We start from the raw sequence: 26,580 nt of genomic DNA, 5'->3' as shown, positions 1-26,580 counted from the left end.
TAGGCTATTTTTTAAGTTTAGCAAAAGCGTCAGCAAACGCATTGCCCATAGCAGCATTTTGCTGCACTTTGACTGGCTTATTAGTAGGTTTATTATGCCCCGCAGCTTGGGTATTCGTTGAAGACTTAGCCGCGGCTGACTTTTTATGGTGACTATTTTGTGGCTTAGGTTGTGACTGTCTGGTCGCTTTTTCAGTATCGATTTTTTCGTCAAGACGCATACTTAATGCAATGCGACGACGCTCAATATCGACTTCCATGACTTTGACTTTCACCACATCACCCGCTTTAACTATGGTGTGCGGATCACTAACAAATTTGTCGGTTAACGATGAAATATGCACTAAACCATCTTGATGTACGCCCACATCGACAAAAGCACCAAAATTAGTCACGTTAGTGACCACGCCTTCCAAAATCATCTCAACTTTAAGATGCTTTAACTCTTCGATACCGTCTTTAAACGTCGCGGTTTTAAACTCGCCGCGGGGATCGCGACCAGGCTTGTCTAGTTCGGCCAAAATATCATTAATGGTAGGTATACCAAATGCGTCAGTGACAAAATCGGCAGCGTTAATCTGTTTTAACAAATCACTATTACCGATCAGTTCTGTTAACGGCAATTGCTTAGCGTTAGCAATCGACTCAACCAAGCTGTAGGCTTCGGGGTGAACAGATGAAGAATCCAGAGGATTATCGCCATTACGAATACGTAAAAAACCTGCCGCTTGCTCATAAGCTTTAGGCCCTAAACGGGCCACACTTAATAGTTGCTTACGGTTAGTAAATTGGCCATTCGCATCACGAAAATCAACCACGTTTTTGGCTAAAGCTTTGGTTAATCCAGCCACTTGAGCCAATAATGGTGCCGATGCCATGTTTAAATCAACACCCACGGCATTCACACAATCTTCGACCACAGCGTCCAGCGACTGCGATAACTGACTTTGGCTAACATCATGCTGATATTGCCCTACGCCAATGGCTTTTGGTTCAATTTTTACCAGCTCGGCCAACGGATCTTGTAAGCGACGTGCAATAGAGACAGCGCCACGAATAGATACATCAAGATTAGGAAATTCATTAGCAGCAAATTCAGAAGCCGAATACACAGATGCCCCCGCTTCACTGACAATCACTTTAGTCAGCGTTGGATGCGTCTCTTTCATGGCCGCAATTAACTCGCCGGTAAGCTTGTCGGTTTCACGTGAGCCAGTACCGTTACCAATCGCGATAATGCTCACTTTGTGCATTGCGACTAAGTTACTTAGGGTGCGAATCGACTTGTCCCACAAGTTTTGTGGTGCATGGGGGAAAATAGTCGTGTGGGCCACCAGCTTACCTGTGTTGTCTACAATCGCTACTTTCACACCCGTACGAATCCCAGGATCAAGCCCCATGGTCGCTTTAGCACCTGCAGGTGCTGCCATCAATAAATCACCCAGATTACGGGCAAACACTTTAATAGCTTCTTCTTCTGCGCTCTCACGCATCTTGGCAATAAACTCAGTTTCCATTTGCAGAGCAACTTTAATCCGCCATGTCGAGGTCACTACTGTTTTCAGCCATTCATCAACACTACTGTTGCTGAGACGCAATCCAAAGTGATCGCTAATAATCACTTCACAATAACTGCCTTCAGTAGCTTGGGTGTCAGGATCGGCGTTCATCGATAGGCTTAACATGCCTTCATTACGACCGCGTAACATGGCTAAAGCACGATGTGATGGGATTTTGCTCATCAACTCATTGTGCTCGAAGTAGTCGCGGAATTTAGCGCCTTCTTTTTCTTTGCCTTTTACCATGCGACTTTCAAGAACGGCTTGCTGACTTAAATGCTGGCGAACTTTACGCAGTAATTCTGCATCTTCGGCAAAGCGTTCCATTAAAATAAACCGTGTACCATCAAGCACAGCTTTAATGTCGGCAAAACCGGCTGCAGGATTAATAAATTCACTGGCTTTGCTATCTAGATCTAATTGGCGATCAGCCAACACAGCATCGACCAGCGGCTCAATACCTGCTTCGATAGCAATTTGGCCCTTGGTGCGCCGCTTTGGCTTGAATGGTAGGTATAAATCTTCAAGACGGGTTTTACTGTCGGCGTCATTAATCGCTTGAGTTAACGCTGGAGTTAATTTCCCTTGGGCGCCAATACTCGACAAAATCACTTCACGGCGATCGTGTAACTCACGTAAATACCCTAAGCGAGAAAACAAGTTACGCAACTGGGTGTCATCTAAACCACCGGTTGCTTCTTTACGATAACGCGCCACAAACGGCACTGTTGCACCATCATCTAATAGCGCAATGGTCGCTGTGACCTGTTGTTCACGGACATTAAGTTCTTGAGCGATAATCTGGGCAATATTATGCATAATCAATCGAATTCGACATGGTTTAAAATAAAATTATGTCAAAGATACCATAAAGACCATCAGTTCGCTGCTAGTACGAAAGGCTTTTAAGATAATCAATAAAAAGAATGCATCATCAGGCCTGAAGTGCTAAAACACACAGATAAATATTGCGGCTTCTTAGTTGTAAATTTTTTAACCACAGACAACATGGCACAGTTAATCGACCACATAGAAGAGTACCCAGCGTGAAAACAAAGCTAATCACTTTAGAAGGCTATAACAAACTCAGAATTGAGCACGACTACTTGTGGAAAGAACAACGTCCTGAAGTGACCAAAATTGTCACCTGGGCGGCAAGTCTTGGCGATCGCTCAGAGAACGCAGATTACACTTTCAATAAGCGTTTATTAAGGCAAATTGACCGTAGAGTACGCTATTTACGTAAGCTGCTGCCAGAGCTCAAAATCGTCTATTACGCCCCAGAGCAAGAAGGCAAAGTGTTTTTTGGCGCCATTGTCGAAATCGAAAACGATGCAGGTGATATCAAAACGTTTAAAATTGTCGGTCCAGAAGAAATTTATGACGAACGCAAAGATTACATCTCCATCGACTCACCAATGGCGCGCGCCTTACTCAAAAAACAAGTCGACGATGAAGCCGTGGTCAGTACTCCCCAAGGCGATAAAATCTGGTACATCAATAAAATCACCTATGCCAAACCATAGCCTAGTGTGCCTAACTGTAACCTACTTAGTGGTGTTTATCATAAGCAATGACAACTCATTTATGAATTTAATGATGAATCACCTAACCACAACTACCACACTGCACAACTGAAATAACCTTTTGAATTGCAAGCGAGAAACGCCATCGTTTTGTTCTAGATTATATGCAGAGTACCTTGCTCACCACGCATTAAAGCGCCAAAGCCCAAAGGTCATTTTCGCCACACAAACTGATAAATATACTAAGACTATATTGATGATTTTATAAAAATATTGAATATTGAATATGGAGTGAAGATGTTACAACTTGAGTGGATTTTACTATTTTTATTATTAGGCTCTTTTGTCGGTTTTATGGCTGGGTTATTAGGTATCGGTGGTGGTGGGATTTTAGTCCCGACATTAACCTCTATATTCCTATTGCACGGTATCGCTATCGATCATGTAGTGCATTTGGCGTTAGGAACTTCAATGGCTTGCATGGTGATCACTTCTTTTTCCAGTTTCCGATCTCATAATGCAAAAGGTGCGGTTGTATGGTTGGCTGTTAAAGGTATGGTTTTAGGCATTATTTTAGGTACATTTACTGCAACATTTTTAGCCTCATATTTAAGTTCATTATATCTGGGGATCTTTTTTGCATTATTTATGGCATTTGTAGCGACGCAGATGTTTTTAAATAAAAAACCAAAACCGTCAAGGCAGTTATCAGGGCCTGCAGGCTTATTTTCAGCGGGTTTAGGTATAGGATCTATATCAGCATTAGTCTCGATTGGTGGTGGCTCTCTAACCGTCCCCTACCTAACATGGCAGAACATTGACATTAAGAAGGCCATTGGTACATCTGCAGCTATCGGGCTCCCCATTTCTATAACAGGTACTATTGGGTATTTGATTAATGGTTGGAGTTTTTCGTCAGTAAATGACTATATCTTAGGTTATGTATATCTGCCTGCAGTGGTATTAATTTCAGTAACCAGTTTTATCACCGCCCCCTATGGTGCACTACTGGCCCACAAGTTACCCGTGTCACTGTTAAAGAAAGTATTTGCGGTTCTGCTGATTATATTGAGCATTAAGATGTTGATTTCAATAATATGATATTAAACTGAAATACGTAATCAACGATTATCAATACAGCTTAAAACCCATAATGGGTGTTGAGCAGTAATCCATACTCTAAAAATAGTTGCTAATAATTGTCACTAGCGTTTTATTGCGACTTTATTCCTGAATAAAATCTTCCATAAACCATGCGCACAAAGTATGGCGTCCATCAACTTGTGCTTTACTATAAATGGTTGATGCTTGTTGGCGAACGGTTTTTTCTTTGGTTAAACGTACTTCGGCAATTTCTTTGAAACTGAGGCCTTTTAACAGTAAAAGTGCCACTTGTTGTTCACTTTTGGTAAATCCCCAAGCAGTAAATTGTGCTGCAATTGTTAGGCTGTATTCTTGTCTGGCAGCATGCATTTGGCTCGACATATTATTAATCTGCTTATCTGCTTTTACGAGTTTACTTCTAAGGGCTTTTACCTGGCGAGAGCTGCGTATCAGATCGAAACCTAAATAAATACTGCCCAATATGGTAAGCAATACTAAGATCCCCTCTTGTGCAATGTGCCAAGTTGGGAGGTTGAGTTGCAAGTCAGCAAAGATGTCAAAAAGTTTAAATAACGTTATCAACAGCAATAATATAATAATAAAAACATCTTTTTTCATGGTAACAATCCTGACGCAAAGCAATAATAAAAAATAACCCCAAAAATAATGCAAGATAATTTAACAAATTAAATCAGAATCTTACGCTGTGGTACATATGTACCATAAGGGGGTTTATGATACATGCTACCCATGCGATGTAACACCAACATGAATATTATGATTATACATTTTGGGTTACAGAAATCACTTATGTCTGCTGTTAAGTTTAGTATCAAGATATGTCTTCTCATCGCGTTTATAAGTTGTGGTACTTACAGCTATGCAACGCCTAATAACCAACTGCCACAGCTGTTGCAAATCAGCCAAGATAGGTTAAAAGCGACACAAGCTAACAAGATGTCAACCAATGATGTCCGCGGGGTGGAGTTAAGCAGTTCAACTTGGTTGTCTGGCTTACCCAGTATTAACTTAAGTTACCTTAGCGACCTTGATAATAGTAACATTTATGAGCAAGAAGTATCCCTTAACCTACCTATCAAATCATTCAGTTTGCACTCTAGTGATAAACAGTTGAGACAATTGACCCAGGACTTACAAGGTCAGCAGGTCGCATTACAAAGACTGTACTTATCTGGTTTGCTCAGGCAAAGCATGTGGGAGCATCGCATCGCATCGGTCAAACTTAGCCAGCTCAATCGCAAAGCCACCTTACTCGAAAAATTACACACTCAACAAAAACAACTTTCCGATGCTGGAGAGTTACCTTTAGTGAATTTATTATTGTTAGAACGTGAGCGCGTTGACATTGATCTAGCCCAAATTGATCTTAAGCAGCAGCAAGCTGATGCACTATCGCTTTTTCGCTCGTTAACAGGCCGAAATGAAGTGCCTGAGCAAATTGAAGAACAACCGTACCCTGTGTCTGTTCCTGACTCTGCTAACCCTGATGCGGTTAACACGGCCTTAATGCAGCATCCATTGTGGCGCTTGCAATCACTGCAACAGCAGCAACAGTTGTTAATGATCAAAAGTCAGCAAGCGGGAGAGCAAGATCCTTGGACTGTGTCATTAACGGCAAAAGAAACCGCTGGCGATCAATTTAATGACCAACATTTAGGCCTAGGGATTAGCGTACCGCTGAGTTTTGGCTCGGCACTATCACAAAGTGATCTGTCTATTTGGCAAAAAGATTATCAAGAACAAAGCCTAAACAGTGAACGCATCTATCTTGAATTAAAGACCCAAACAGAAAAACTGGCTATGCAACAGCAAAGTCTTCGCCAACAACAGGCGTTACTGCAGCGCGGACTGTCTTTAAGCAGAACCATCACCGAACATTTAGCCAAAGTGAAAGATCACAATCAAATTGGCTATGAAATCTGGCTGCGTCGCTATATGGACGCGCTTGATACTGAATCGCAATTAGCGCTTAACCAAGTCACTCAGCAACAACTTCATTCTCAGCAACTGCAAGCCTTAGGAATTTCATTATGATGGCCAAATTTGGCGTTAGCCTTTTATGCGTACCTTTTTATTTATTAGCCAGTATCGCGTCCGCGGAGTCGATATCGCTTGAAGATTTGGGTAACTTAGAATTGAGCTATATCCAGCCTCGAAAAGTAGCCAGTTATGAAGGTAGTTCACTGCCAGCACAAATTGAGCGTTTACCCGGTAATGATTATTGGGTTATGACCCCTGAGAATATCCAACAAGTGACTTTCTTAGTCGGTCAGGGGCAAATCGTTACCAAAGGTCAAGCGATTGTGAGGTTGACGGGTCCTGAAGTGTTTCATTTTCTGGCTCAAATAGAGGCTGCTAAAAGTCTTTATCAACTAGCCAAGCAGCGTTACGACCGTAATAAACCATTATTAGAAAGTGGCAGTATTAGCACGGAAAAGTGGCGTGAGATCAGCCAAGATTATTTCAGCACTCATCTTGAATACGAACATATGCAGCATTTTATGGAGATGGTGCAAAGTATCGATGCCAAAACAGAATCATTAGTGGTGATTGCCCCTGTTGCAGGCATTGTCAATCTGAATCATCTCAATAGTCCTTACACCGCAGGAGCCCAGCTATTTTCGCTAGTACCTGCGGACAGCATAAGGGTTAAAGTCAATGTGCCCATGAGCCAATCAACGTCATTATCTGCAGTAAATATTAATCAGTGTCATATTTCGATAGATGAAGTATCGGCTATTGCTGATGGTGTGTTTTTAACGGCATGGTCAAAGCCGGTACCTCAAGAGTGTAACTTACTGTTAGGCCAACAAATCACTGTGATACCCGAGTATCAAAAAGCCGTGTATATGTTACCTAAAAATAGCGTATTTAGCTGGCAACAAGAGAGCCAAATCTTTATCCAAACAGCGCAAACATTATCGGCGCTCAGTATCGATATTTTAGGTTCGACCTCTGATGAATATATTGTTGCGAGCGATCAAGACCTAAGCCAAATTCAAGTATTATCTCAATCTGTTGCGGCTGTTAAAGGGATATTACTTGGCTTAGGAGGCGAATAATATGCTCGCATCCGTCATCCGTTTTTCGCTGACTCAGCGCATATTTGTTCTGATTGTCGCGCTGATATTAATGCTCGCTGGTGCTCGCGCTTGGTTTGCTATTCCGCTAGATGCTTTTCCTGATATCTCACCGACTCAGGTTAAGATCATTTTAAAAGCGCCAGGCATGACCCCTGAAGAAATCGAAGCACAAATTACCGTGCCTATCGAAACTGAATTATTGGGGATACCTAATCAGGCTATTTTACGTTCAACCACCAAATATGCCATCAGCGACATTACCCTAGACTTTACTGAAGGGACTGATATCTATTGGGCCAGACAGCAAGTGAGCGAGCGACTTGCCGCAGTGTGGGACAGTTTTCCGCAAGGGGTATCGGGTGGTGTTGCACCTATGAGTACACCATTGAGTGAGATTTTTATGTTCACTCTGGAAAACCCTAATTTATCTCTAATGGAACGCAGACAGCTACTGGAGTGGGAGATTCGTCCACTACTGCGCACCGTTGCTGGAGTGGCCGATGTCAATATTTTAGGCGGTTATGCTAAGAGTTTTAGCATTAATCCTAATCCGTCTGCGATGGCCGCTGCTGGGGTGAGTTTTGCCTCACTTCAACAAGCCATTATTGATAATAACCACAATGAAGGTGCCGGAAAACTCACTATCGGCACTGATACTATTATTGTCCGTGCTGAAGGTCGAATTGATAATATTGATGAGCTAAAGCAACTGGTTATTAAGGTTGATGATGCCAAGGTATACCGCCTTCGAGACTTAGCAGATATTCAGATTGGTCATTTAGCTCGTTATGGCGCAGTAACCAAAGACGGTGAAGAAGCTGCTGAAGCGTTAATTATTGCTCTTAAAAATGCTAACACGGCCAAAGTGGTCAGTAGTATTAAAGAAAAGCTTGATCAAATCAGCGCCACATTACCTGAAGGCAGTGTGATTAATACCTTCTATGATCGCGCAAACCTCATTAATACCGCCATCGATACCATTTCGAGTGCATTGTTTGAGGCTGTACTGCTAGTTATTGTGCTACTGGCACTGTTTCTAGGCAACGTCCGCGCCGCTTTGGTGGTGTCGCTGTCTTTGCCTCTCGCGGCATTAACAACCTTTTTAATGATGGACCTATTTGATCTTTCCGCCAACCTTATGAGCTTAGGTGGATTAGTGATCGCCATAGGTATGTTAGTCGACTCTTCCGTAGTGGTGGTTGAAAACATGGTCAACCTGATTGCGACTAAGCAACGGTTACCCCGTTTACACCTTATTTATCGCGCCACGAAAGATGTCGCAATTCCGGTGGTATCGGGCACTGTCATTGTAATGATAGTGTTTTCGCCATTACTGACACTTACGGGGCTGGAGGGTAAACTGTTTACTCCAGTCGCCGTGACGATTGTGTTCGCCATGTTGTCTGCATTGGTGTTATCACTCACCGTTATTCCTGTGGTGGCGTCTTATCTGGTGAATGAAAAGTCAGCCCAAGAACCTAAGGCTATCGAGAAATTAAAAGCCGCGTATCTTCGCAGCCTTAAAAGTACTTTTAACCATAAAAAGCCTTTTATGATCATCGCGTTTGCCTTACTCATCGTCAGTTTAGGCTTGTTTAGCTTAGTGGGTAAAACCTTTATGCCGACCTTAGATGAAGGTGACATTATTTTACAGTTAGAAAAGTCGCCTTCTATCTCGCTTGCTGCCTCTATTGCGATAGATAAGCAAATTCAGCAGACCTTGCTTGCTGCGGTTCCTGAAATTAAGCAGATGGTTGCTCGTACCGGAGCTGATGAAATGGGTTTAGATCCAATGGGCCTAAATGAAACCGATGTGTTTTTAGAACTGGCCCCACGCGATGAGTGGCGATTTGATTCTAAAGAGCAATTAATTGAGGCGATTCGCAGCGAGTTGCTTAAGTATCCTGGAGTTAATTTTAACTTTACCCAGCCGATCCAAATGCGCGTTTCGGAAATGCTCACCGGCAGTATTGGTGATGTAGCGATTAAGGTATTTGGTACCGATATCGATACTCTAGGGCAATTAACCGCGCAAATAGAACAGCTTGTTAGTGCAACGGCTGGCAGTATCGATGTCAAAATGTCGATGATTGAAGGCAGTCCTTTTATTAACTTAACCTTAGACAATGAAATGGCGCGTGGATTTGGCATGAGCACCATGGAGTTTGCTCGCTATTTAAAGAGTCAACTTGAAGGGGTAATTGTTACCGAAGTGCTACAGGGTAAAAAGCGTACTCCAGTTCTGATAGCCAATAATCAAGGTGGCTTAAGCAGCATTCATGAACTGAAAAATCAGTTATTGGTGATGCCAGATCATTCCTTAAAGCGTTTAACTGATGTGGCTAAGTTAAGCTATAAAGAAGGACCTATCTTAATTGAACGTGAGCAAGGTGACCGTTTCTCGGTGATCACCACTAACGTTCAAGGGCGCGATATCGTCAGCTTTGTTGAAGAGCTCAACGCGAAAATCACGGCCGATATTAAGTTCCCTAGCGGATACAGTGTCAGCTTTGGTGGCGAGTTTGAAAACCAACAACGTGCGACTAATAATTTACTCTTGGTTATCCCCATTGCAATTGCGTTAATCACGCTGATTTTGTTCACTACCTTTGGATCATTAGCGAAAGCCGGTTTAATCCTCGCCAACGTGCCATTTGCCATGATGGGCGGTATTGTAAGCTTATATTTGTCTGGCGAATATTTGTCGGTACCGGCATCGGTTGGGTTTATTGCCCTGCTTGGCGTAGCGGTACTTAATGGTGTCGTGATGGTGAGTTATTACGAGCAAACCAAGCATCTATTCAGTGGTTTATTAGCACGAGTAGAACAGGGTGCCGCGAGGCGCTTACGACCCATCTTGATGACAGCCACGACAGCAATGTTTGGCTTAATGCCGTTGGTATTTGCTTCTGGTCCTGGGGCTGAAATCCAAAAACCGTTAGCCATTGTTGTGATTGGTGGTTTGTTAACATCAACCATTACAACACTTTATTTATTACCAATTCTTTATTACTGGCTGGAGAAACGTAAATGATCACTGAGCAATTGTTAGTGCTGATCGCTCAAAATGATATCAAGGATGATATTGTCGATACTTTAATCGAGCTGGATTTCTTATCAGGTTTTAGCCTAAGTGATATTTGTGGTTTTAGTCGCGAACATAGTCACTTTAATATTAAGGAACAGGTTGAAGGTTACCGAGAATTTTGTAAATTTGAAATTATGCATCCAGTTGATCAGCAGCAAGCATTATTGAGCGCCCTTGCGCTAGTGTGCAAACATAATCCGTGTCGTTACTGGATCACGCCAATCGTGCATACCGGCACCTTATGTTAGCCGAAATAATAGCAATCGGACTAAAGCATCTTGTGTCAAACAAGCGATAAACTTACACCGGTTTGCGGTCGCTATTGAGTAAAATGGTAAGGCGTTGAGATGAAAATCTACCACGGTTTAGGATTATTCTTATCTATTGTGTTGGTCACAAATAGTGTTGTGGCCAACGAATTAACGTCCAATAATAGCGCTGTGGCGGTTGAGTTTATTATGGCGCCTGCGAGTAAAATAAAGCTGTCATTTGATGAAATAGTGACGTTAGATTCACTAACGCTTAACGACATGGATGGCTACGGGCTCAATTTAAACATTCAAGTGCCGAAAGGTGAAAGCAAGGTCTTTTCTGTTGAGATACCCTCACTTATGCCGACTGATTATGTTGTTTTATGGCAGGTCCATAATCATGATAACGTCGCTAAAAAGGGAACGCTTAAGCTAACCATTGAAGATGACGATAGCTACCCTCGTCCATCAACCAAAAAACATAAGTACGCTATCCTGCATAACAAATTGCATCATTAAATAATTTGCCGATAGTTTGGCTCACAAGATTGCGAATTAGCGACTAAAGCATTTACTTACTCGCAGATCATCACCAATACAGTTCGAGATGATCCGCGGGGTTAAAGCGATTTAACATATCAAATACGCCAACAGTATCCATTATGTGGCTTGTGAAAAGTCGGACAGTAAGCGCTCAACATGGAATAAAAAGCGATAGCAAAATGAAGTCCTTGTTAGGCCAGTATGACTCGGTAAACCTATTTCCAAGGCGTATTGACCTCTACGCGAGGTTCATACGCCAACGGACGACTGATAAAAATAATCGCGACTCATTATAATTGTTACCACCTGCACTAACGTTACAGGGCGACAAATGTTAAGCCGCTTGTGGTAACCACTGCCCCTGATAGTAACGTTCAATTACGCCTTCATCTGACCAGCGCAGTAAATACAACCATTGGTTATCGACAAGCCAGCGCACATTGTCATGTTTAGCCGTGATCTGCTCAATGGGCTCTCTTGGTGCAGCGAGATACACAGCTAAACGTTGCGGTTGATGCATCCATTTTTGGCCATCATGCAACGTTTGCATCGACAGGCCAATACGTAAATCACCACCGTTACCTTCAAACACACCAATATGACCCGCGACAGCGTTATGCAGTAACTTATTACCACTGCCGTATTTAACATTATCGCTCACCGATGCGTTATATTGCATATTAATCCAATTGGTTACCACCATAGGCGCGGTCATGATCAATTCTAAAACGCCAAAGTCAGCATCATTTTGCCATTGGTAATCATGTAAAAAGCTTCGACCTTGCAGATTGACATTTCTGGTCCAAGATCGAGGTGCCACAATAAAAGCGGCATTGTTTACCAAACCCCATTCTGGACGCACTTGAGACCAATCATTACTGCGCTGAATATAAAATCGATCTAATTCAGCTGCACTGCTACCAGCTAACTCTGGGGAGATGTGAACCAAACGCTCTCGCTGCGCCGTTTCTGTAGCCGCTGTTAGCCATGAGACTAGGACGGGATCGATATCGGTATCAAAGCAATCAATATGATCTGTGGTGGTGTTATGCAATGCGGCCACAAAATGGGTCGTGCTAGGAATTACAACCTCTAGATCTAACAATGCTTTACGTACATCTTGCTCATTTAATAATTGGGCTAAAACCCGCACGTTTACTTCACCAGTTTGACCGCCACAGGCACCACAATCCAAGCCCGCAGCATGTAAGTTATTGGTGGTGTGGCTTCCATGTCCGACCAATAATACCGTAGGTGAGAATTGGCTTAATCCCATGGCATTTAGGATACCTTTAGCCAGTTCAGCTTTATCGGTTAACGACAGTAGCTGATCATTTTTACGTAAGATCCAGCTTTTTTGATGAGTCAGTGCATTAACAGGATTGTGGGTTTGTTTGGCAAAAAATGATTTTTTGAGCATTTTAAAAGCATAGAGCCAGCCCATGGATTCCACCATAGAAAATGCTGACGGCGCAGCTTGTGACCAGGTTTGCCAACGAGCCTTGCTATTTAGTGTATCGGTTTGAGCCTGTGTATCACGCCATTCAGACACACGGATGATCGGCTGTAACAATCCCGGTAACTGAGGGCGAGACAATTCACTGTCGTGCGGTTGATACTCGATAGGTAATCCGAAAAAGCCCGCAAACCCCATGGTTTGGATATCATCACTCTGATTTTCTAACGCCCGGCGTATGACCTCTGAACGAACGTCGATACAAAATGCGGCCTGTAACTTTGGCGCTGTTATAGGGTGCTTTTGAGCATTCACTAACTGAGTGTTCAGCTTGTGTTGATAACTCAGTTCAGCTGCCTTTGCCCACACCCAAAGGGGCTGTTGTGCTTGCTCATGCTGCGTGAGTAAATGCGGCAGTTGATCTTTTTCACGCATCCAAAGCGCGGCTAAGTGAATAAAACTGTCCGCTTGTTGTGCTTTTAAGTAACGCCAAATCACTAACTCCCAAGCCATACGAATTGCCAGTAGTTGCAGCATTTCATCGCTCGGCGTTGCCTGCAAGTCTCCTTGCCAGCGCAAATAGGCGACCCAAGAAGCCCAGCCATTAATATCAAGTAACAATGCATGGGCATAAGACTCGATTACAGTGTCATCAATCCCCAACTCAGCAACAGCTTCTGCGAGCAAGGTCGGTGCATCTTGCGGTAATTGTTTGAAATAGTGCAGCAAGCCTGGCTCATCCATAATAATACTCAGGCCGCGATCCCGACCGGTAACCTCGAGCCAATGACAGTATAGATCTGGCTGCGCTGAACTATCACGACAAGGCAAAATGGGCCGCAACTGTTGATAATATGCGGCACAAAATTGACTGATTTGATGAATGATTTCATCCCGCCATGCCATTTTGTATCGGTCGCGTTGATTATCTAATAAATCGGCAATATTGTGAAAATGAGTCAGATCATCGGCTTGTTCAAGAAAGGCTTCAAGCTGATCCACTGACATTGCAACCTCTTGTTGCTCAGCCGCTAGTAACAACGCATGCTGGCTAATGTCGCCTTGTGCATATAAATGCTGATAATAACCTTTGGGCATTAAACACTGAATACGATCGAGTGCCGATACTCGCGCCGACACTTGTTCAATCGGTTGCTCACGCATTTGCCAAAATGGATTAACAGCAATCATTTTATCGAGCGGCCATGTCGGGGCAATGTTGTTACCCGCGGAAGTTAATTTTGCCTGCTGGCTATCAGTCAGTTGCGCTATCAAAGGTGATTTAACTGCGATACTCATGGTCATACTTCCTCAACTTCGGTGGCTTTATCTAACACTTTATTATTGCTGGGTGCTGGCAACTGCACTGGCCACACTTGTAACGTCAATCGAGTGAGCCATTCATCTAAATATAAACCAGCAAATAAGGCGATATGTAAATGATGTATTGAGGGTCTATGTGGCTGATAACGCAACATCCAATTGAGCACAAACAAACTGACAAATAACAGTATTGCGACAATATCGACCGCACTTAACGCCTCAACATGCATGGCTGACGTGGCGGGAATGATGGCCCCAAACAACCACTTAAACCCGCTGTAACTGATCACTAATAATATGCTTAAGAGGAAAACGGGCATCATGCTGCTGCGCAGTCGCTCACTGTGGCGCTGAGCCAATAACATGGTGAGCGCTAATACCAATAACAACCAAACACTCCATACTCCTTGATAGTCTATAACCATCACTGCCATCGAGACGATAATGCTTGAAAATACCCCTGCCACTATCCAATCTATCATCTTAGGATTGGCCGCTGGCGCAAGACGCCTTTGCATGTCTTCATAAACCGCACTGCTTGAATTCAAAAATGCATAGGCTTTGTAAACTGAGTGCGTTAATAAATGCAGTAAGGCTAATTCAAACACCCCTAATGCACATTCAACTAACATCAAGCCCATTTGCGCGCTGGTAGACCAAGCTAAACGCACTTTAATGCTAATTCGAGTGGTCATGATTAATGCCGCCATCACAGTGGTTAATCCTGCAACAATTAGCACTAGCCACTGCGCGACAGTAGATTGAATAAACAAGGGCGCAAATAAAATCAGCAAGAAACCACCGAGGTTAATGACCCCTGCATGCAGTAAAGCACTTACCGGTGTCGGCGCTTCTACAACCTGTATCAACCAGCCGTGTACCGGTAATTGCGCACATTTAATTAAGGCCGTGAGTGCAATTAGCACTGCAGCAATATGATCGACGGTCGTTAGTTGTAAGTTGTCGTTTGTGGCCACCGCATTAAAGTGGCTAAGTAAATCACTTATCAATAAGCTGCCGTGCTGCTGATACAACAATATAATTGCAGCCAATAACGAGGTTTCTGCGGTGCGTGCTAAGAGGAATTTTTTATGTGCAGCCAGCGCCGCGCGAGGGCGTTCAGGATAGAAGGTTAAAAGCTTATGCAAGGCTAAGCTAATTGATACCCAACCGAGCCAGAATAATAATAAATGGTTACTAATCACTACCACAGACACTGCCGCGAGAATATTCAGTAGCCAGTGCCAATAAGTGCCGCTACGAGGTTCGCCCGCCATATAATTACGCGAAAATGCGATTAAAATAACACTCATAAAGACCACTAGCCCCATCATCAAGAGGCTGAGTCGTGATTGGCTAATATATTGCGCATCAGCGTGAAGACTCGGTAACGCAATACTTACCACCAAGGCTGTAATATAGAGCACAACAATAAGACCGCTGAGCTTAATTAACCATGTAGATTTATTATTAAACCTCGCACGGTCACTCAAACGCCCACTCAGGGCGCTAGCCAAAAGTAACGTAATGGGAATACATAATAAAAAAACGGACGATAACGCGATATTCATAAACTGCCTCTTCTTTTAGTCAACAGAGTATGTCAGAGCTGTATATTTAATAAAAATATATATAAACTAATAAAACGTTCTGTTTTGGTTAACTATAATGAGTCGTCTTAATTATCATCACCTTTATTATTTTTGGCGTGTCGCTGTTGTAGGCAACCTGACGCAAGTCGCTAAAGACCTGCATATTTCTCAGTCAGCATTGTCGGCACAAATTAAGCAATTTGAACACAACATGAATGTTGAGTTGTTTGAGCGCAGAGCACGACGCCTCAACCTAACGGTGCATGGTCATCGTGTATTGGCTTATGCCGATGATATATTCGGTAAAGGCGAAGAGTTGGAGTCTTTTTTACGCAAAGGCAGTATGAGTGAAAAGCAGCATTTATCTATTGGGGTCTTAACCACATTATCGCGTAACTTTGTGGAGAATTTTATCAGCCCGTTGCTGGCCAATCCTAATGTGAGCTTTTCTTTATCGGCCAGAGGCATGAGTGATCTATTAAACGGACTGGCGGATCACGAACTGGATTTAGTACTGACTAATCGACCTATCAGTGTCGATAAAAAAGATCCATTATGGCAAACCCAGTTGGTCTCCAGGCAACCTTTGGCGATTGTGGGCCCCAAAGCTAACCGGATAAACGCCAGTTTCCCGGAAGGTTATCAAGACATGCGCTGGGTTCTACCGGGTAAAAATACTGAAATTAGGGCAGCATTTAATTCCTTTTGCGCGACCTGGCAATATCAACCCGATGTGCAAGCAGAAGCCGATGACATGGCCATGCTGCGTCTTTTAGCCCGCGACAGTGGCGCACTGGTTGTGTTACCTCCGGTGGTTGTTAAAGACGAAATTGAACAGGGAATTTTAAATGTGTATCAGCACTTACCCAATGTTTATGAAAATTTCTATGCCATTACCACCCAACGAAAATTTGTACCTGAGGTGTTATTAGCACTATTGAAGCAGCAGCTTGATCCTGCATTTAGTGATTAATGTCTATCCATATTTGTTCGCCAATGATATCGCTAAGCCCGCAGAAATGACTATGTCGACGCTAAATTGTCGAGCATAAAGCCTAATCCGTGGCTGTTCATTTCAGATCCCTTGCGGTGAATGCGTTTTGGCCTATTCGAGGGAAATTAGTTAGCTTAAAACATTGGTAAATATCACTTAACGACACACTGAACATATTGAGTAGATTATTTAAGCTTAGACCAAAGTCGATAGCCTACAATGACATATAGAGTGCTAATCTGAATAAAAATGGATTGGAGTCTTCATGCTAACTAAAATAATGTTGATTAATGGTTTAGTGATATTTACCTTAGCAATGCTGCTGAGTTTTTTATCTCTACCTTCATGGCTATATGCATTTTTAGTCGCGGTTGCCTCTGTTATCACCTTACTGCTTACCCAAAAAAAACCTATAGCTGCAGATAACACGGACTCATCTCAACAAGATGAACACGTTGCCAATGGCATAAATAAAGCCGCCACTCGAATAGCCATTGGCGGAGCCGAAGTATCATTTTTTATTGAAAAACTCGCACACGCAATGGGTTTACAAGTTAAGCATGTTCAAGAAATCTCACAACGCGCCAGCAATTTAGAACAAGGTGCTCAACAACTATTAGGCCAATCAGCCAATGTACGAGCGCTAGTTGAAGAAGCCAGTACACAAGCGTCTAGCTACGCCGAAGAAATAAAGCAAGTGGATGAACAACAACAAAAATTGTCGACTGAAATTGAATCCACTGCAGTATTACTCATCGAACTAAAAAATAAAGCCAGCGCGATCAGCAGCATCACAGATACGATTAATAAACTGTCTGATCAAACTAATATGCTGGCACTCAATGCTGCCATTGAGGCCGCCAGAGCTGGAGAGCAAGGCAGAGGGTTTGCAGTCGTTGCCGATGAAGTGCGCAATTTGGCTCATAAAACGGCCGAAGCAACCCAAGGTATTGAGTCATTGCTATCCGAAATTGGTCAAAACAGTATTCAATCAGTACAAGCCATGCAACAAGTCAGTGATATGGGCGGCAAACTGTCTAGTCGGATGAATGAAATTTATATACTCACCAAAGCCAGTCAAGAAAGCATGGCCAGTGCCGCGAGCGAAATGCTGCAAATGGATCAAACCGTTAATTTTACCGTTGATAATACCAATGGTATTGGGGCAAATATTGAAGGCATTGGCGCTTCTATCCTTAAAGTCGATACTGATTTAATTGAAGCTTCAGATAGGGTGCTCGTGCTAAGTGGCTTTGCAGAACAGATATTCCGTCATCTACAACATTTTGAATTATCCGATAAACATGCCGTCATCGCCAAAGTAGCTTTGAATGCTGCGGCCAATGTCGGCGCTATTTTTGAACAAGCCTTAACTAAAGGTTCGCTTACACAGGCGCAATTATTTGATTCAAATTACCAACCCATTCCTAATACCAACCCACAAAAGTTCACCACAGGTTTTGATCGTTTTACCGACTCAAATTTACCGAGTATTCAAGAAGCTATTTTAGATAATAATGCCGATATTATTTATGCTGGTGCGGTGGATGTTAGAGGATATTTCCCCACTCATAACCGCAAATTTACCCAAGCGTTAACCGGAAATCGCGAACGCGATCTTGCCGGTAATCGCACCAAGCGTATTTTTGATGATCCAACAGGTAAACGCTGCGGCAGTAACGTTGAAAGTTTCTTATTGCAAACATATAAACGAGATACCGGCGAAGTGATGCATGATCTCTCAGCCCCAATTTATGTTAACGGTAAACATTGGGGCGGATTTAGAATTGGCTACAAGGCAGAAAATTAATACCCTGCATTATTTCGGTCACAATCGTTTTGGGAATATAGCTAGCGGCGATATCTAAACTCAATACAAGTAAATAACGCCTCCCCAGCCATCGCTGCCACAGCTCATCTCGATTCCAAAAAAGAGGCCCAAGTCATGCAACTTGGGCCCATTTACAGGCTATTTAACGCCCTGTTCAACTGAAATACACCTCAATGACTTAGCTAGACGACTTAGCCAAATTGCGTAATACATAATGCAAAATACCGCCATGTCGGTAATAACTGAACTCATTAGGCGTATCAATACGGATTTTAGCTTCAAACAAACGTTGCTTACCCGCTTTGTCAATCACTGACACATTGACGGTTTTCTGATCGGCGCTTACAGCAGGAATACTGAATTGCTCTTCACCGGTAAGATTTAGCGACTCCGCACTGTCATCAGGCATAAACTGCAACGGCAAAATACCCATGCCAACCAAATTAGAACGGTGAATACGTTCATAACTTTGTGCGATAACCGCTTTTACTCCCAAAAGTGCAGGCCCTTTCGCCGCCCAATCGCGTGAGCTGCCAGTACCGTACTCCTTACCCGCAAGCACAATACACGCTGTGTTATGTTGCTGATAATACATGGCAGCATCAAATACTGTCATCGACTCACCTGTCGGCATCAAGCGAGTCCAGCAACCTTCGGTCCCTGGCGCCAGCAAATTTCTTAGCCTTACATTGGCAAAGGTGCCGCGCATCATGACTTCATGGTTGCCGCGGCGTGAACCGTAAGAGTTAAAGTCCTTAATGGCAACCCCTGCTTGCTGTAAATAATCTCCGGCTGGGCTGTCTGGTGCAATAGAGCCCGCGGGTGAAATATGGTCGGTAGTGACCGAATCACCCAACTTAAGTAAACAACGGGCATTGTCGATACCCATAATTTGGGGGACCTCTGCACTGATCCCATCAAAGAATGGCGGTTGTTTAACATAAGTGGAATCAGGCCAGTTATATTTTTGGCTCTGCACTACCTCAAGTCCTTGCCAGTCTACATCACCGCTGTATACATCGGCATAACGGGAAACAAACATCTCGCTTTGCACCGCGCTGGCCATAACCTGTTGGATTTCCTGATTGTCTGGCCAGATATCTTTTAAATAGACGGCTTTGCCATTGGCATCTTCACCCAGTGGTTCAGTGACCATATCGGCTTTCATATTACCGGCCAATGCATATGCCACCACCAGCGGCGGCGATGCTAAGTAATTGGCTTGTACTTCTGGATGGATGCGACCATCAAAGTTACGATTGCCCGATAACACCGAACACACCTTCAGCCTGCCCTGTTGTATCGCTTCACTGACGGGCTGAGGCAATGGGCCGGAATTACCAATACAGGTAGTGCAACCGTAGCCAACTAACTGAAAGCCTAGAGCATCTAAATCGACATTAAGACCTGATTTTATTAAATAATCTGTCACGACCTGCGAGCCAGGTGCAAAGCTGGTTTTTACCCAAGGTTTAACCTGTAAACCCTTTTTACGGGCATTTCTGGCCAATAGTCCAGCGGCGATTAACACTGATGGATTAGAGGTATTAGTACAGCTGGTTATCGCAGCTATCACCACAGCGCCGGCTTCGAGCACAAAGTCTTTATCTCGATAACGACACGCAACACCTGCGCTACCATCGACGACGGGGACTTGCACCGATGGGCCACCCTCGCTTGCCAGCTCATCTTTACCTTCAGCGTCGACTTGGCTAACAGGGATCTGACTGTCTAACCACTGACGGAAACTGACTCCAGCTTGCTCAAGTGCAATTCTGTCCTGTGGCCTTTTAGGACCTGCGATAGAAGGCACAATACTGCCTAAATCCAGTTGTAAGCTGGCGTGATAACAGGCTTTGTTATCGGATGCACTGGCCCACATGCCCATCTTTTTAAGATATGTCTTGATCAGCTCGATATGCTCTGGATCACGACCAGTAAGCTTTAGGTAATCTAGCGTTTGTTGGTCGATCGGGAAAATGCCACAGGTGGCACCGTATTCTGGCGCCATATTGGCAATGGTCGCCCTATCGGCCAAGGTTAATTGATCAACCCCGGCACCAAAAAACTCGACGAACTTGCCGACCACGCCAAATGAGCGCAGTTGTTCAGTTACGGTTAACACCAGATCGGTAGCGGTAACCCCAGGAGGCAATTTGCCGACAAATTCAAAACCAACTATCTCGGGTAACAACATAGTCACTGGTTGGCCTAACATCGCAGCCTCAGCCTCAATACCGCCCACGCCCCACCCTAACACACCCAAGCCGTTGATCATGGTGGTATGGGAATCGGTTCCGACTAAGGTGTCTGGATACAATAAGTTATCTTCATCTTCTTTAACAAAAACCACTCTTGCCAGATATTCTAGATTGATTTGATGCACGATACCGCGCCCTGGCGGCACGACTTTAAAGTTATCGAAGGCTTGCTGACCCCAACGCAAAAACTGATATCGTTCGCGATTTCGTTGGATTTCAATGGCAGTATTTTGTTGCAATGCCCCTGTTTCGGCAAATACATCGACCATCACAGAGTGGTCAATAACCAGCTCTACCGGGTTCAGCGGATTAATCGCGGCGGCATTACCACCTAGCGTTATAATGGCATCACGCATGGCGGCTAAATCGACGACTGAAGGTACACCGGTAAAATCTTGTAAAATGACCCGGGATGGGACAAAGGCAATTTCGGTTTCAGACCAGTCATCTAAATCCCAGCGGGCCAAGGTTTCAATATCCTTTGGCTGGACAAACTCCGAATTTTCATAGCGCAGTAGATTTTCTAATAATATTTTTGCCGCAAAGGGTAAGCGGGATAAATCGAAGTGTTCGGCTAACCGGTCAAAGCTGTAATATCGGAAATTTTTTCCATTACTTTCAAGTTGTTTCAATAATTGCATAGAGTCTTTCATTAATGATCTCCCTATAAACGTTTATGAGTACTTCCTGCTAAGCTTAGTGAACACACTAACATATCCCAATCAAAAATCGAGTCGGAAATATTATGAGTAAGATACGTATAGAATATGACAGCATGGGTAAAGTTGAAGTGCCAAATGATGTTTATTATCAGGCACAAACCCAGCGAGCACAGGATAATTTTCAATTTTCAGAGCGGCGTTTTCCTACACCGGCAATCGTTGCCCTACTCGACATAAAATCAGCGGCAGCACACGCTAATAGTCAGTTAGGTTTGCTGGATAACGCCATGGCGGCGGCGATCCAACAAGCGATTACCGCCAGTAAACAGCTCGACTTTTCAACCCATTTCCCACTGGATCTGTTCCAAACCGGTTCAGGCACCAGTTCCAATATGAATGTTAACGAAGTGATTGCCAGCTTAGCCAGCGACATTTTGCAGGATAAAGTTCACCCCAACGATCATGTCAATATGGGCCAAAGCAGCAACGATGTGGTGCCTGCCGGTATTCACATCAGTACAGTGCGGCATTTAAAGGCTCTACTGTATCCGGCCATTAATAGCTTAAGTGACAAATTAGCGTTTTTGGCCGATGAGCATGCAAATTTGGTCAAAACTGGACGCACTCATTTAATGGACGCTATGCCCATTACCTTAGGGCAAGAACTACAATGTTGGCGACTACAGCTCAATGCTGCTCAAGCGAAGCTCCAACAAGCAGAGCTCAACTTACATCATTTACCTTTGGGCGGCACTGCGGTTGGCACTGGGATTAATTGTGATCCGTGTTTTGCCAAACTCGCTTGTGATTATTTACAGCAGCAAGACCAGCATCCTTGGCAGGCGGCACCTGTACCGGCCTTATACATGAGTAGCCAAGATCACACTCTTGCCGTGGCTTCGGCGCTCAAAGGATTGGCGATCACCTTAATGAAAATTGCCAATGATTTACGCTGGATGAACTCAGGCCCTATCGCCGGACTACAAGAAATTAGTGTAACCGCGCTGCAACCTGGTTCATCGATAATGCCCGGTAAGGTTAATCCGGTTATTCCGGAGGCGGTTGCCATGATTGCCGCTGAAGTGATCGGTAATGAAACGACCATAACCATCGCGGCGCAATCGGGTAATTTTCAATTAAATGTCATGCTGCCACTGATTGCAGACAAGTTACTCTCCAGCATAGATTTATTAACCCATGCCTGCCAATCCATGACGGATAAGGTATTTGCAGATTTTGCGCCCAATACCGACAACTTGACTCAAGTGTTGAAGAAAAATCCTATTCTTGCCACCGCACTCAATTCAGTGGTGGGTTACGATATGGCCGCGAAAATAGCCAAACGTGCACATAAAGAACATAAATCGGTATTAGACATTGCACTGGAAGAAACCGAGCTGAGCGAAGATGAACTCACTGCGATACTCGATCCCTTGCATCTCGCGAAGCCTCATCAATAACGCCACCAACAGCCAGCGCTAAGAGTGCAAAAGACTAACGCTAAACAGAGTTGGCGAGATAGAAACCTATTTATGTGAATAGGTAAAATCTCGCTAACTTGCCTTGCTGAACTCATCTCCAACCCAAGGTTGGGCCAATAGAATAAAACCAAACATTAAATCTTAAAATGTTTAATTATTGGGCAAAGATCATCGGCACTCATTGGCTTACCGTATAGCCATCCTTGCCCGTTTAATATTCCTAAATTTTTAAGTGCTTGATGTTGCATGATGTTTTCAACACCTTCAGCAACAACGTCTATGTGTAGTTCGTTAGCCATTTGGACAATATAAGGTATTAATGATGAACGGATGGACCCTCCTTCCATGGCATTAATAAAGCTTCTATCGATTTTCAAAATATGACACGACAATTTTGACACTTGGTTTAAATTTGAATATCCAGTGCCAAAATCATCGATTGCAATCAGAAAACCATGTTGCACTAGGATCTCTAAGTGGTTTGCAAACTCTTTACCGGTCAACTGTTCATCTTCTACAATCTCAAGAACAATCTTAATGGGATGATCATTCACATACGGCAGATCAATTATCTTTAACACTTTTCCGCTAGAAACATCAGAAGGAAAAATATTAATATTGACTTTAAAACCATTCAAATCAATACCGCTTTCACTTAGGCGCAGCAGCGATTTTTCAACAAGTTGCTCAGTAAACTCCCATGACAGGCCCAGCTGTCTAATTTTGGGAATAAATTCATCTGGAAATATTTTACCTTCGTTATCTTCAAATCGCGCCAGCACTTCACAGCCGACGATCTTACCGGTTTGAATATTGACTATCGGTTGAAATAAAGGAAAAAACTTGTTTGATTTAACGCCTCGTTTAACCCGAGCGCTTATTGACATAAAACCATTGATTTTAAATGATATAAAATAATATAAAAATAATGTCAGAAAAAATGATGACGCAATAATGATAGCAATCAACAGGCGGTTTTTTTCATAAAACTCGCCAGCACTAAGGCTCAGTGCGACGCAGTAAGATGATTCAGGATCACATTGTTGAAATTGATAGGCATGGGTTAAGTTCACTCTGCCAACGATACCTTTGACATATAGATTATTGCTGCCTGACACATGTTTATAATGATTTGCTCTATTGAATACAATTTCCCAATCGAACCCCATAGAACTGAATTTATTGATCTCCGCAGGCTCAATCACTACATTGAAAGCGTTATGCTTGATGACAACCGCTGTATGTAACCTATCAAAAAGCTCTAACGCTTTATTTACCCACACTTTTGCACCGTAGTTATTAATGTAGTCGGGCTCAGATTCCATACTCTTTGTAACAATTATCCCTAAACCTGCGGTACACAACAATTTACCATTTTCATCTGAATAGCCTATATCTTTGATAAAGATAGACAGGAAATTCTCACGGCGCATATGCAGCAACATTTCACTACTACACACTGGATCATCAAGCCTATCTAATCGCTCAAGAGTGTGTTGAATGTCTTTGCTAATAGTACTCATTAAGGCTAAATGGGTTGTTGCAGCTTGCTCTTGCTCAACGACAATCTGTTTTTCTATCCATAAGAATAAAAATAGAAAAAACAAAGTGCCCAGAGACAAACTAACGATAAATGACACTAACTTATGTTTAAACGACATAATTTGCCGCCCCAAATAGTAATAACACATGAATAGTAGCCAACCACATTAACGCGATATAACGACTATGATGACGTAAGTATAATATTTATTTTAAATGAGAATAATCGATAAAATTTATTCACAGCTTATTATTAAAATGTTTAGCACTTCTCTAGAAGCTATTTTTATGATGCATCATTATCTAGGCTCATGGCCTCTTTTATTTCATCACTGGCAAAACCTTTACGAGATAGAAACGCATACGCTTTGGACTTTTCTTTATAATCAGATAAGTTATAGCGTTTTTTAGCCAACTCATTTTTACAGCTTTGATAAAAATCGACATCTTCTGTTAAGGTTAATTGATACAAGGTTTCTTCAAAATCACTCACATCAATCAATCGCTGTTTGAGTTCCTGTAAAATAAGTGTTTTACCTTTACCTTTATTAAACAGCTTAATTATTTCAGTTGTTAAATCGACTTTTTCTGCTTTTATCGCCAATTTACTGCGCAATGTTGCACCTTGTGGATGTAACGATAATGCATGATCAATTTCAGATCGAGAAAATCCTTTTGCGGTCATTTGAGCATAGACTTTTTCTCTGCTGGTGCCGTAAAAATTCTCAAATCGGCCTAGTAGCCTTGAGGTAGCGAGCTTAAAAGTATCTATTTTTTGCTCGTGCATAACCTGTTCTAGCGCGGCGTCAACCTCTGTCGCACTCACACCGCGAAGTTGTAACTTACGCCTTATGGCACCAGTCCCCACTTCATTGCTAAAGGCGAGTTCGCAATAACGCACGGCAAAATCGAAGTCATTTTTTAAATAACCACTGTCGATTAGCTTGGCTAATACGGTATCAATCCATTGCTGGTTCTCGGTTTTACGCTCAAGCTTGGTACGAATTTCGCCAATAGTAAAGTCTTGCTGACTAAGGTGCCAATAAGCACTATTAAAAACGTTATCTATGGTTTTAGCTTGGCGTAGTTGTGGGCGCTGCATAAAAATTAATCTTACCTTAATATAATCAAAATGAGTGTAGCAGCTCAGTCGGTTATTGAGAAAGATCTAGATATTTCATTGTTTAAATCATTTAAAAACCAGCTGTTTATGGTGAGTTAACTGCAGCGCTTTAAAAAAATTATAGTGTAATTTATCGATGGAGACTTGTTGTGCTAAAGCCGCATCATTATTCACTTAGCTGCATTATGCGCAACGGAACATCAGTGGATAAGGGCTCTTTATACTCGAGTCATAAGTGATTATTACTTGATTATTTAACGCTGCTGAACCGGCGCAGACAGCCACCAATAACTTCAATAGATAATCTGCTGCCCGCAAGCGTTTATTGCGGTATCGATTTGTAACAATACAGAAGCCAGAAAATATTTTAGATCGCAAAAAATATGATCCTCATAACCCCCCAAGGGCGTATCAATACGTGTTAGGATTGTTGAATTAAGGCGCTTATATCTGATCACATCCACCCATTTATATTAGGTGCTAGGGATCACAGATTTGTGACTTTTGAGCCATTGATAAGTAACAAAACAGTTAACAATGTAAATAAACAGTGTAAATATTGTTCAAATTCAAGTTTATTTAATAATTCCGCTGTTTTACTACTCTGATTTACTTTCAATCAATAGCGCCTTCTTGTTATTCTCCTGCAAATGAAAATCGTCAGCTGGATCTATTGATTCAACTACCCACTCCTTTGAGCTCGGTTGGAAACGTTTCTTGAAACTAACCCTTTGCCAATACCTTGTTAAATCGCTTAATCGCATCACAAGGTTATCCAAGTTGAGTAAAGCACATTTAACACTGTGTTTCGGGTTACTGTTGCTGCAACCTTTAGCTGATGCCTTGTCTATTTCAATCGGACATTTTATTGATATTGGCGAGTTTATCGCTATTGCTGACGGTATATTAGCTGAGTTTTTGGGTGCGGGTTTAATCAGTTTATTGCTGATTAATCCCTTAGTTATCCAGCACTTTTGGCGTTTATTCAATCTTAATTCTAAATTTAGCAACTTGCTCGAACTGAGCGATGCGCTAAGTGCTCTATCTCCTGTTATTCCTCAATCGCTAGAATATACGGCACATGGTTGTCGCGCCCCGCCTTTACAAGCTTAACTTTTTTATTTTAATACGCCATTCGCGA

18 protein-coding genes are annotated in these 26,580 nt (G+C 42.8%); 11 read left to right on the top strand and 7 right to left on the bottom strand.

Going from position 1 to position 26,580, the window contains the following annotated elements:
* Positions 1-4 precede the first annotated feature (4 nt).
* Positions 5-2,377, bottom strand: coding sequence for a Tex family protein (locus ACED29_RS14000; protein WP_371697902.1), 2,373 nt, complete (start codon positions 2,375-2,377; stop codon positions 5-7).
* A 227-nt stretch (positions 2,378-2,604) separates the two neighbouring features.
* Here ACED29_RS14000 and greB point away from each other — a divergent pair, with 227 nt between their 5' ends.
* Positions 2,605-3,084, top strand: coding sequence for a transcription elongation factor GreB (gene greB / locus ACED29_RS13995; protein WP_124018251.1), 480 nt, complete (start codon positions 2,605-2,607; stop codon positions 3,082-3,084).
* Between the two features lie 297 nt (positions 3,085-3,381).
* A complete protein-coding gene (locus ACED29_RS13990; RefSeq protein ID WP_371697901.1) occupies positions 3,382-4,185 on the top strand; it encodes a sulfite exporter TauE/SafE family protein in 804 nt (267 codons plus the stop codon).
* A gap of 123 nt (positions 4,186-4,308) precedes the next feature.
* Here ACED29_RS13990 and ACED29_RS13985 read toward each other — a convergent pair whose 3' ends face one another.
* Positions 4,309-4,806: a LuxR C-terminal-related transcriptional regulator gene (locus ACED29_RS13985; protein ID WP_124018249.1), complete on the bottom strand. Its 498-nt coding sequence runs from the start codon at positions 4,804-4,806 to the stop codon at positions 4,309-4,311.
* Positions 4,807-4,998: 192 nt separating this feature from the next.
* Between ACED29_RS13985 and ACED29_RS13980 the strand changes: the two genes are divergently transcribed.
* The 5 genes from ACED29_RS13980 (at position 4,999) to ACED29_RS13960 (ending at position 11,150) form a co-directional block, all read left to right on the top strand.
* Positions 4,999-6,243 carry a metal transporter gene (locus ACED29_RS13980; RefSeq protein WP_371697900.1) on the top strand — a complete coding sequence of 415 codons (1,245 nt, stop codon included), beginning with the start codon at positions 4,999-5,001 and terminating at the stop codon, positions 6,241-6,243.
* Positions 6,240-7,271 carry a membrane fusion-like protein gene (locus ACED29_RS13975; RefSeq protein ID WP_273058683.1) on the top strand — a complete coding sequence of 344 codons (1,032 nt, stop codon included), beginning with the start codon at positions 6,240-6,242 and terminating at the stop codon, positions 7,269-7,271. Before ACED29_RS13980 ends, ACED29_RS13975 begins: the two co-directional genes overlap by 4 nt.
* Position 7,272: 1 nt before the next feature.
* On the top strand, positions 7,273-10,326 hold the full coding sequence (locus ACED29_RS13970) for an efflux RND transporter permease subunit (RefSeq protein ID WP_371697899.1): 3,054 nt from the start codon (positions 7,273-7,275) through the stop codon (positions 10,324-10,326).
* Positions 10,323-10,628: a DUF3240 family protein gene (locus tag ACED29_RS13965; RefSeq protein ID WP_371697898.1), complete on the top strand. Its 306-nt coding sequence runs from the start codon at positions 10,323-10,325 to the stop codon at positions 10,626-10,628. Before ACED29_RS13970 ends, ACED29_RS13965 begins: the two co-directional genes overlap by 4 nt.
* A gap of 99 nt (positions 10,629-10,727) precedes the next feature.
* Positions 10,728-11,150 (top strand): copper resistance protein CopC, encoded by a 423-nt coding sequence (locus ACED29_RS13960; protein ID WP_371697897.1) that lies wholly within the window; start codon positions 10,728-10,730, stop codon positions 11,148-11,150.
* A 358-nt stretch (positions 11,151-11,508) separates the two neighbouring features.
* On the opposite strand, the gene ACED29_RS13955 is transcribed toward ACED29_RS13960, so the two are convergent.
* Entirely contained in the window at positions 11,509-13,929 is a 2,421-nt protein-coding gene (locus ACED29_RS13955; protein ID WP_371697896.1) for a YbcC family protein, read from the bottom strand.
* A gap of 2 nt (positions 13,930-13,931) precedes the next feature.
* Positions 13,932-15,524 carry an NADH-quinone oxidoreductase subunit L gene (locus ACED29_RS13950; RefSeq protein WP_371697895.1) on the bottom strand — a complete coding sequence of 531 codons (1,593 nt, stop codon included), beginning with the start codon at positions 15,522-15,524 and terminating at the stop codon, positions 13,932-13,934.
* Positions 15,525-15,621: 97 nt separating this feature from the next.
* Between ACED29_RS13950 and ACED29_RS13945 the strand changes: the two genes are divergently transcribed.
* Positions 15,622-16,518 (top strand): LysR substrate-binding domain-containing protein, encoded by an 897-nt coding sequence (locus ACED29_RS13945; protein WP_371697894.1) that lies wholly within the window; start codon positions 15,622-15,624, stop codon positions 16,516-16,518.
* Between the two features lie 286 nt (positions 16,519-16,804).
* Positions 16,805-18,349: a methyl-accepting chemotaxis protein gene (locus tag ACED29_RS13940; protein ID WP_371697893.1), complete on the top strand. Its 1,545-nt coding sequence runs from the start codon at positions 16,805-16,807 to the stop codon at positions 18,347-18,349.
* A 199-nt stretch (positions 18,350-18,548) separates the two neighbouring features.
* Here ACED29_RS13940 and acnA read toward each other — a convergent pair whose 3' ends face one another.
* Positions 18,549-21,284, bottom strand: a complete 2,736-nt coding sequence (acnA, locus tag ACED29_RS13935; RefSeq protein WP_371697892.1) for an aconitate hydratase AcnA — start codon at positions 21,282-21,284, stop codon at positions 18,549-18,551.
* A gap of 92 nt (positions 21,285-21,376) precedes the next feature.
* Here acnA and ACED29_RS13930 point away from each other — a divergent pair, with 92 nt between their 5' ends.
* Entirely contained in the window at positions 21,377-22,753 is a 1,377-nt protein-coding gene (locus ACED29_RS13930; protein WP_371697891.1) for a lyase family protein, read from the top strand.
* A 155-nt stretch (positions 22,754-22,908) separates the two neighbouring features.
* Here ACED29_RS13930 and ACED29_RS13925 read toward each other — a convergent pair whose 3' ends face one another.
* Both ACED29_RS13925 and ACED29_RS13920 read right to left on the bottom strand, forming a co-directional pair.
* Complete coding sequence (locus ACED29_RS13925) at positions 22,909-24,435, bottom strand: EAL domain-containing protein (protein WP_371697890.1); 1,527 nt, start codon at positions 24,433-24,435, stop codon at positions 22,909-22,911.
* 167 nt (positions 24,436-24,602) lie between these two features.
* Positions 24,603-25,418: a RecX family transcriptional regulator gene (locus ACED29_RS13920; protein WP_371697889.1), complete on the bottom strand. Its 816-nt coding sequence runs from the start codon at positions 25,416-25,418 to the stop codon at positions 24,603-24,605.
* 801 nt (positions 25,419-26,219) lie between these two features.
* On the opposite strand from ACED29_RS13920, the gene ACED29_RS13915 reads away from it, so the two are divergent.
* Complete coding sequence (locus ACED29_RS13915; RefSeq protein ID WP_243640999.1) at positions 26,220-26,552, top strand: hypothetical protein; 333 nt, start codon at positions 26,220-26,222, stop codon at positions 26,550-26,552.
* The last annotated feature ends 28 nt before the right edge of the window (positions 26,553-26,580 follow it).

The sequence above is a fragment of the Shewanella sp. 5S214 genome, from assembly GCF_041439795.1.
In the GTDB taxonomy this organism is placed as follows: domain Bacteria; phylum Pseudomonadota; class Gammaproteobacteria; order Enterobacterales; family Shewanellaceae; genus Shewanella; species Shewanella vesiculosa.
Note: the sequence above shows the minus strand (reverse complement) of the source record. Positions and strands in the feature narration are given on the sequence as shown.